Source organism: Pseudoalteromonas sp. 1181_04 (assembly GCF_052850545.1).
This window is the reverse complement of record NZ_VXCS01000062.1, coordinates 1-1,902: the sequence shown is the minus strand read 5'-3', so window position 1 is coordinate 1,902 and position 1,902 is coordinate 1. Positions and strand designations below refer to the sequence as shown.

Sequence of the window (1,902 nt, the reverse complement as noted above, 5' to 3'; positions counted from 1 at the left end):
CTTGTTAGAGCGCCTCACCGATTATCAAATTGCAGCTTATCTTGGCATTACACCGATCAGCCTGAGTCGTATCAAAAAACGCAATCCAACTTAACAATTGTTAATGTCTAGACTTATTCACCTTGCTACATTTCGGATATCAATATGTGTAAGGCTGAATTAAAATGATTACTTGGCAACTCCATCCGTTTCCCCAATTAACAACAATGCAACTATATCAACTGCTAAAACTCAGAGTTGACGTGTTTGTTGTCGAGCAAGAATGTCCCTATCCTGAGTTGGATGGTAAAGATCACCAAGAAGGTGTTTACCACTTACTGGGTTATCAAGGTGGCAAGTTAATGGCCTGCGCACGCTTAATGTCAAAGGGGGTTAGTTATCCATCCGTCAGTATTGGTCGTGTTGCTATTTCAAAAAATTCTCGTGGAGGGGGCATAGGGCATCAACTGGTACAAGAGGCTCTATGTGCATGTGACAAGTTGTGGCCCAGAGAGTCAATCGAAATTGGCGCTCAAGAACACCTATCAGAATTCTACCAAAACCATGGATTTATGCCGACTTCTGTAATGTATTTGGAGGATGACATCCCACATATCGATATGAAGTTGGAAAAATAACAGTGTCTTTTCCTGTGGTAAACCTCGCGATTATCTTTCTCATATTAGGTAATCTTGCTGCTTCACTATCTGATGTCGCAGTTAAGTTACTTAATGGGGAGGTATCAGCCTTTCAATACATTTTTATACGGCAATTATTTTCTACTTTAGTTATTTATCCTTTATGGTTAAAGCAGTCCAAGCAAAAGCGAAAACTGTATAGCGCTAAACTCAATCTATTTAGGGCACATCTAATTATAATAGGCAGTGGTTGCATGGTAATTGCAATCACTCACTTAACTTTAGCTACGGCTAATGCGATTTTTCATGCTGCGCCACTAATGATGCTTCCATTATCGATTTTACTTCTCCAAGAGAAACTAACGATTAAGAGCAGTGTATTATCTCTTATAGGGTTTTCAGGAGTGATTGTGGTTTTAAGACCATCAGAATTTGAATTGGCGGTAGTCTTCGCCCTTGTTACTACATTTACAATTGCCTTGTTCAACCTTACCGCGAAAAAATTACCAACGGAGCAAACTGTTGTCAGCACGCTTTTTTGGACATCATTACTTTCACTACCGATCTCTGGCTGCCTAGCTATATTCCATTGGGTGCCTCTTTCGACCACGAATCTGCTGTTCATTTTGGCAAGTGCAACTTTGGTTCTTACTTACAACGGATTAGCTGTTGCTTCGTATCAACGAGCACCTGCTAATTCTATTGCCCTAGCAGAGAACTCAGGACTGGTATTTGTCACCTTATTTGGTGTTACTTTATTCAATGAAGTGCCAGACTTTTTTACCATATTAGGGATATTGATGATCATACTACCTTTATTACCTTGGAAAATGTTGTTACAAGTAAATCGGTTGAATCAACCGTCCGAATAAACCCAAAAGGCATAGGCGAAAGTGAATTAGAAAATATATTGATGACATCTACCATGAATATAAACCCAACCAATGAAGAGCTGGTAATTGCTCGTGAATGTGTAGAGCGTATTTGACCGTAAGCCTTGCAGCCAATAAAAAGCCCGAGCGTTTAAACTCGGGCTTTTTATTGGCTGCGGTTTATTGAATTTGAAGTTATCGACTAAGCATGCTCAAACATCAGGAAAAGATAAACCACAAACAGAACCAAATGCGTTGCGCCATGCAATACATTGGTTCGGCCACTACTGAATGTTACCTTGCACACCATTAAAGTGGTGACAAGTAATACCAAATCAGAAGAGGATAGACCAAGACGAACCTCTTGATCCATCATCGCGCCGATGAATAGAACGGCTGGCACAGTAAGCGCG

The 1,902-nt window shown here is 40.4% G+C and carries 2 protein-coding genes and 1 pseudogene; 2 read left to right on the top strand and 1 reads right to left on the bottom strand.

Going from position 1 to position 1,902, the window contains the following annotated elements:
• The first annotated feature begins 164 nt into the window (after positions 1-164).
• A complete protein-coding gene (locus tag FW757_RS22995; protein ID WP_064626652.1) occupies positions 165-617 on the top strand; it encodes a GNAT family N-acetyltransferase in 453 nt (150 codons plus the stop codon).
• 2 nt (positions 618-619) lie between these two features.
• Positions 620-1,489, top strand: coding sequence for a DMT family transporter (locus FW757_RS22990; protein ID WP_064626653.1), 870 nt, complete (start codon positions 620-622; stop codon positions 1,487-1,489).
• 202 nt (positions 1,490-1,691) lie between these two features.
• On the opposite strand, the pseudogene FW757_RS22985 reads toward FW757_RS22990, so the two are convergent.
• A pseudogene (locus FW757_RS22985) lies at positions 1,692-1,902 on the bottom strand (calcium:proton antiporter); the annotation flags it as partial.

Coding starts and splice junctions, on each gene's coding strand:
- FW757_RS22995 (WP_064626652.1), top strand. CDS start 165: ATGATTACTTGGCAACTCCATCCGTTTCCCCAATTAACAACAATGCAA.